Here is a 5604-nt window from a genome sequence, read left to right as displayed (position 1 = left end):
GCACGCGCTCAGCACGCCCGACCGCGGCGCCTACAACTGGCCGGGCGGGGTGGGGCGCAACCGCAGCATCGTGGCCTTCTCCGCCATCTGCGCCCACCAGCTCGTGTATCCCACCCGCGACGTGAGCTTCATCAGCTTCCGCAAGAAGAGGGCCCAGCGCGGCGTGCAGGACGGGCTGATCCACTGCTGCGCCGAGAACAGCCAGTACGACCCGGCCAAGGGGGCCGAGGTGCTCTCGGGGCCGGCCAAGCAGCCGCTGTGCGCCGTGCTGCTCACGCACGATCCCCAGGCCGACACGCTCACCGCCTATGCGACGCTGGGGCCGGAACTCTTCGACGAGTTCTTCAGGAAGTACGAGTTCAAGCTCAGTTTCGACGTCGGGCCGAAGGCGCGCAACGCGGTGACCGGCAAGACGGTGGTCAGCGCACTGGAGAAGTTCTGCAAGAACCCCATCCAGTGCTGAGGGCGGTCAAAGCGCCGCCAGGCGCTCCAGCGCCGCGCGCAGCGTCTCGTCCTTCTTGGCGAAGCAGAAGCGCACCACCCGCTGGTCGAAGCCGCCGCCGTAGAACGCGGACAGCGGGATCGCCGCCACGCCGATCTCGGTGGTGAGCCACTTGCAGAATTCGGCCTCGGGCAGGTCGCTGACTTCCGAGATGTCCACGCACTGGAAGTACGTGCCCTCGCTGGGCAGCAGCTTCAGCCGCGTCCGCGCCAGGCCGTCCCGGAACAGGTCGCGCTTGCGCTGGTAGAAGGCCGGCAGCTGCAGGTACGGCTCGGGCGAGGCCATGTAGCTCGCCAGCCCGAACTGCATCGGCGTGTTGACCGTGAACACGTTGAACTGGTGCACCTTGCGGAACTCCGCCGACAGCACCGCCGGCGCCGCGACGTAGCCCACCTTCCAGCCGGTGACGTGGTAGGTCTTGCCGAAGCTGGAGACGATGATCGAGCGCGCCGCCAGGCCCGGGAAGCGCGCCGCGCTCTGGTGCAGCTGGCCGTCGAACACCATGTGCTCGTAGACCTCGTCGCTGATCACGAACACGTCGGTCGGCGCCAGCAGCTCCTGCAGCTGCAGCATCTCCTCGCGCGTCCACACGGTGCCGCTCGGGTTGTGCGGCGAGTTGATCATGATCGCGCGCGTGCGCGGGGTGAGCGCCGCGGCGATCTTGGCGAAGTCGGGCCGGAAGCTGTGGGGCACCAGCGGCACCCGCACCACCTTGCCGCCGGCCAGCTCGATGTTGGGCACGTAGCTGTCGTAGCAGGGCTCCAGCACGATCACCTCGTCGCCGGGCTTCACGATGGCGAGCACCGCGGTGATGATGGCCTGGGTGGCGCCGGCGGTGATGGTGATCTCGGAGGCCGGGTCGTACTTGCGGCCGTAGAGCGCCTCGATCTTGGCCGAGACCGCCTCGCGCAGCGGCGCGATGCCGGTCATGGGCGGATACTGGTTCAGGCCCTTGCGCATGGCCTCGGTGACGGCGTCGACCAGCTTGGGGTCGCATTCGAAATCGGGGAAGCCCTGGCCCAGGTTCACGGCGTTGCGTTCGGCCGCCAGCGCGGACATCACCGTGAAGATGGTGATGCCCATCGAGGGGAACTTCGTTTCGATGGGGGGCGTGCGTTCGGAAGCAGGCATGGGTTCGGTGTCAGAGATCGTAGTCGGTGCCGTGGCCGCTCATGGCCTTCATGATCAGGTTGCGGTCCAGGCGGTCGGGCGAGAGCAGTTCGGCGAAGCGGTAGACGAAGTTGCGCAGGTAGGCGCCGCGCTTGAACGCGACACGGGCCAGATTGTGGCCGAAGAGCATGGCCAGGGGCCGGGTGACGAGGTCCTCGTTGCCGGCGTCCTCGCGCAGCGCCATCTCGGCGACGATCCCGATGCCCAGGCCCAGGCGCACGTAGGTCTTGATCACGTCGGAGTCGATCGCCTCCAGGGCGATGCGAGGCTGCAGCTTCTTCTGCGCGAAGGCGGTGTCGATGCGGGTGCGGCCGGTAAACGAGGGGTGGTAAGTCACCAGCGGTTCGGCCGCGATGTCCTCCAGCGTGATGCGCTCCTTCTTGGCCAGCGGGTGCGCGGGCGGCAGCACCAGCACGTGCTGCCACTCGTAGCAGGGCAGGGTCACCAGGTCCGGGTAGTCGCCCAGCGACTCGGTGGCGATTCCGATCTCCGCCGTCTCCTCCATCACCATCTTGGCCACCTGGTCCGGCGAGCCCTGGTGCAGGCTGACGCTGACCTTGGGATAGAGCTCGCGCAGCTTGGCCACCGACAGCGGCAGCACGTAGCGCGCCTGGGTGTGGGTGGTGGCGATGGAGAGGGTGCCGCTGTCCTGGGCGCTGAACTGCTCGCCGATGCGCTTGAGGTTGCCCACCTCGCGCATGATCAGCTCGATGCTTTTCAGCACGTGCTGGCCCGGCTCGGTCACGCGCTTGAGCCGCTTGCCGTGGCGGGCGAAGATTTCCACGCCCAGCTCCTCTTCCAGCTCGATGATCGCCTTCGACACGCCAGGCTGCGAGGTATGCAGCGCCTTGGCCGCTTCGGTCAGGTTGAGGTTGCGCCGCACCGCCTCCTGCACGAAGCGGAACTGATGCAGGTTCATGCCGAATTTCTTCTAAGAAAGAAATTCATTATGCCTGCTTGCGTTATTCCAATGCAATCTTTGCGATCAGGTCCAGCACCCGGCCGTCCTCGCCGACCGGCTTCTGCAGCAGGAACGCCACATCGGGGTGGGCCGCTTCGAGCTGGCGCACGAGCAGGGGCAGGTCTTCCCGGGCGTGCCGGCCGGTGCCGAGGAACATCGGGACGACCGTGATGCGGTCGGCGCCGGCCGCCACGGCTTCGGCGGCGGCCGTGGCCAGATCGGGCGCGTCCAGCTCCAGGTAGGCGCAGCGCACGGCGACGTCGGGATGTTGCGCGCGCAGCCGCGCCGCCACCGTCTCCATCGGCAGCCGCCACAGCGGGTCGCGCGAGCCGTGGCCGAACAGGATCACCGCGCGCGCCATGCCCTACCTGCGCAGCACCAGCCAGCCGAAGGCGCCCAGCGACAGCAGGGTGTAGAGCAGCCCCGGCGCGCCGGCCGCGACCCAGGGCACCCAGTTCTGCAGGTTGCCGATGTAGCCGAACACGTTGTTCAACAGGAAGAAGCTGATGCCGATCAGCACCCCGCCGAACACGTAGCTGGTGATTCCGCCGGAGCGGAAATGCAGGTAGGCGAAGGGCAGGGCCAGCACCACCATCACCAGGCAGCTGAGGGGATAGAAGACCTTGCGCCAGAACTCGATCTCGTAGCGCTGCGACGTCTGCGAGTTGGCCTCGAGGTGCTGGATGTACTGGAACAGGGCGATCGTGCTCATGCGCTCGGGCTTGAGCAGGGCCACGGCCACCATCTCCTGCGTGATCTCGGTCGGCCAGCGCAGGGTGGGCAGCCTGGCGTGCTGCACCCGGGCGGAATCGCCGTCGGTGAACTCGGTGCGGTCCACGTCCTGCAGCACCCAGGCGCCGTCGTCCGCGAAGTTGCCGCGCGCCGCCTGCGTGAGCGAGACCAGGTAGCCGCGCGAATCGGCCTCGAAGATGCGGATGCCCTGCAGCTGGCCCTCGGGCGAGAGCGAACGCACGTTAACGTTGTACGAGTAGTAGCGCTGCCGCTCCTTGAGCCACGCGCCGGTGCTGCCGACGTAAAGGCCGCCGTTCATGCGAGCCTTGAGCAGCTGCCCCGTGCGGTCGCTCAGGGGCGTGAGGTAGTCGCCGGTGAGCACCGTCAGCACCGTGAAGCCGAACCCGAGCAGCAGCAGCGCCCGCAGCGCCCGCCAGGGCCCGAGGCCGCTGGTGCGCAGGATGGTGTACTCGGAGCTCTGGGCGAAGCGCGCCATCACGAAGATGGTGCCGATCAGGACGGCGATCGGCAGCAGCTCGTACAGGTGGCTCGGCACGCGCAGCGCCACGTACAGCAACGCCTGCGTCAGCCGATAGGGCTGGATGCCCTTGCCCACGTTGGGCAGTTCGTCGACGAAGTCGAAGAAGAAGAACAGGGCGAGGAAGCCGAGGCTCACGAAGGCCACGGCCTGCAGGACCTCGACGTAGATCAGGCGCCGGATGGTCTTCATTCGCTGCGCGCCCGCAGCCGCTGCATCAGCGGCTTCACGCCCCAGTTGTTGTGCTGCTTGCCGAGCCAGAACACCGCCGCCGCGAAGGTGCCCCCGTGCAGCAGGAGCAGGAAGGGCAGGAAGGGCACGCGGCCGGAGGCGATCCAGGTCTGCCCGAGGTTCAGCAGGTTGTAGTAAACGACGAAGGCGAACAGCGCGAAGATGAGGTTGCCGCTGCGGCCCACGCGCGGGTTCACGCTGGAGACGGTGATGGCCAGCAGGATGAAGTTGAGGGCCGCCAGCGCGTTGCCCAGGCGCCAGGCCAGCTCGCCTTCGTTGCGCGGCGTGCGGTCGCGCAGCAGCTCCAGGGTGGAGCGCGCCTTGGTCGGGCTTTCGTCCATGCTGGTGAGCGTGGTGCCGCGCACCTTGCTGCCATGCAGCTCGAACTCGCTGATGCGCAGGCCCTCGCCCTTGAGCGAATTCTCCAGCCGCTGGCCGTTGGACAGCAGCAGGAACTGGCTGTCGCCGATGGTCTCCACCCGGCCGGTGCGCGCGGAGGTGACCGTCTCGCGGTCCTGCTCGCGGGTGGAGATGAAGATGTTGCGGCCCGACTTGTTGTCCGGCGTGTCCTTGTCCAGGAAGAACACGCGCTGGCCGCTGGCGGATTCCTGGAACTGGCCCGGCGCCACGCGCTCGAGGTCGCCGCGCTTGCCGTAGCGCTCCTTCAGTTCCTGCGTCTGCTGGTTGGCCCAGGGCCACACCACCAGCGACAGCAGTGCGATCACGGCCAGCACCGGCCAGGCGAAACGGAACAGGGGCTTCACCAGCGCCGAGAGCCCGCGGCCGGCGCTGAACCAGATCACCATCTCGCTGTCGCCGTACATGCGCGAGAGGGTGCCGACGATCGCGATGAACAGCGACAGCGTGAGCACGGTGGCCAGGTAGCCCAGCACCGTGTAGCCCATCACCATCATCACTTCCTCGGGGTTCACGCTGCCGCGGTTGGCGAGGCTCAGCGTGCGGATCAGCGTCATCGTGACGATGATGGTGACCAGCACCACGAGCGAGGCGCCGAAACTGCGGGCAAGCTCCTTGCGGACGGTTGAATGGAATAACATCGGCGGCTCAATGGCGCGGCAGGCGCGCGAAGAACAACGGATTATGGACTTCGAACTCAAGACCCTGGACCTGGCGGGTGCGGCCGCTGAGAAGTGCGACGTGCTGGTGGTCCTCGTCCCCGAGAACTTCCAGGCCGGCAAGGACGCCGTCTCGGCGCTCGTGTCGGCTGCCCTCGCAGCCAAGGATCTCGAGCCCAAGCCGGGCAAGGTGCTGCAGGCCTACCGTGCCCAGGGCATCGCCGCGCCGCGCGTGATCCTGGCCGGCGCCGGCGACGGTTCGGGCAAGCGCCTGCAGGCCGCCGTGCAGGCGGCGGCGGGCTCGGTCAAGTCCTCGCCGGCCAAGCGCATGGTGATCCTGGTGCCTCCCGGCAGCGGCGCCGAGGGCGTGCGCGCCGCGGTCTGCGGCACGGCG

6 protein-coding genes and 1 pseudogene are annotated in these 5604 nt (G+C 67.9%); 2 read left to right on the top strand and 5 right to left on the bottom strand.

The features are described from left to right. A pseudogene (locus VFM98_RS09585) lies at positions 1-463 on the top strand ((2Fe-2S)-binding protein); the annotation flags it as partial. 6 nt (positions 464-469) lie between these two features. On the opposite strand, the gene VFM98_RS09580 reads toward VFM98_RS09585, so the two are convergent. The 5 genes from VFM98_RS09580 to lptF are packed head-to-tail and all read right to left on the bottom strand — an operon-like array spanning position 470 to position 5192. Next, positions 470-1633 carry a pyridoxal phosphate-dependent aminotransferase gene (locus VFM98_RS09580; protein ID WP_325109697.1) on the bottom strand — a complete coding sequence of 388 codons (1164 nt, stop codon included), beginning with the start codon at positions 1631-1633 and terminating at the stop codon, positions 470-472. Positions 1634-1643: 10 nt separating this feature from the next. Then, positions 1644-2591, bottom strand: a complete 948-nt coding sequence (locus VFM98_RS09575; RefSeq protein ID WP_325109696.1) for a CysB family HTH-type transcriptional regulator — start codon at positions 2589-2591, stop codon at positions 1644-1646. A 43-nt stretch (positions 2592-2634) separates the two neighbouring features. Beyond that, entirely contained in the window at positions 2635-2994 is a 360-nt protein-coding gene (locus VFM98_RS09570) for a CbiX/SirB N-terminal domain-containing protein (protein WP_325109695.1), read from the bottom strand. A 3-nt stretch (positions 2995-2997) separates the two neighbouring features. After that, the gene (gene lptG, locus VFM98_RS09565; RefSeq protein WP_325109694.1) at positions 2998-4095 is read right to left on the bottom strand and encodes an LPS export ABC transporter permease LptG; all 1098 of its coding nucleotides are present in this window, start codon (positions 4093-4095) and stop codon (positions 2998-3000) included. Further along, the gene (lptF, locus tag VFM98_RS09560) at positions 4092-5192 is read right to left on the bottom strand and encodes an LPS export ABC transporter permease LptF (RefSeq protein WP_325109693.1); all 1101 of its coding nucleotides are present in this window, start codon (positions 5190-5192) and stop codon (positions 4092-4094) included. The genes lptG and lptF overlap by 4 nt, the downstream gene beginning before the upstream one ends. Before the next feature lie 43 nt (positions 5193-5235). On the opposite strand from lptF, the gene VFM98_RS09555 reads away from it, so the two are divergent. Then, a partial coding sequence (locus tag VFM98_RS09555; RefSeq protein WP_325109692.1) for a M17 family peptidase N-terminal domain-containing protein occupies positions 5236-5604 on the top strand: 369 nt, incomplete at its 3' end.

Origin of the sequence: Ramlibacter sp. (assembly GCF_035706265.1) — a bacterium.
GTDB lineage: Bacteria > Pseudomonadota > Gammaproteobacteria > Burkholderiales > Burkholderiaceae_C > Ramlibacter.
This window is presented reverse-complemented; position numbering and strand designations above follow the sequence as displayed.

Excerpts from the sequence above, each read along its gene's own strand:
- VFM98_RS09580 (WP_325109697.1), bottom strand. The coding sequence starts at position 1,633 with ATGCCTGCTTCCGAACGCACGCCCCCCATCGAAACGAAGTTCCCCTCG.
- VFM98_RS09575 (WP_325109696.1), bottom strand. The coding sequence starts at position 2,591 with ATGAACCTGCATCAGTTCCGCTTCGTGCAGGAGGCGGTGCGGCGCAAC.
- VFM98_RS09570 (WP_325109695.1), bottom strand. The coding sequence starts at position 2,994 with ATGGCGCGCGCGGTGATCCTGTTCGGCCACGGCTCGCGCGACCCGCTG.
- lptG (WP_325109694.1), bottom strand. The coding sequence starts at position 4,095 with ATGAAGACCATCCGGCGCCTGATCTACGTCGAGGTCCTGCAGGCCGTG.
- lptF (WP_325109693.1), bottom strand. The coding sequence starts at position 5,192 with ATGTTATTCCATTCAACCGTCCGCAAGGAGCTTGCCCGCAGTTTCGGC.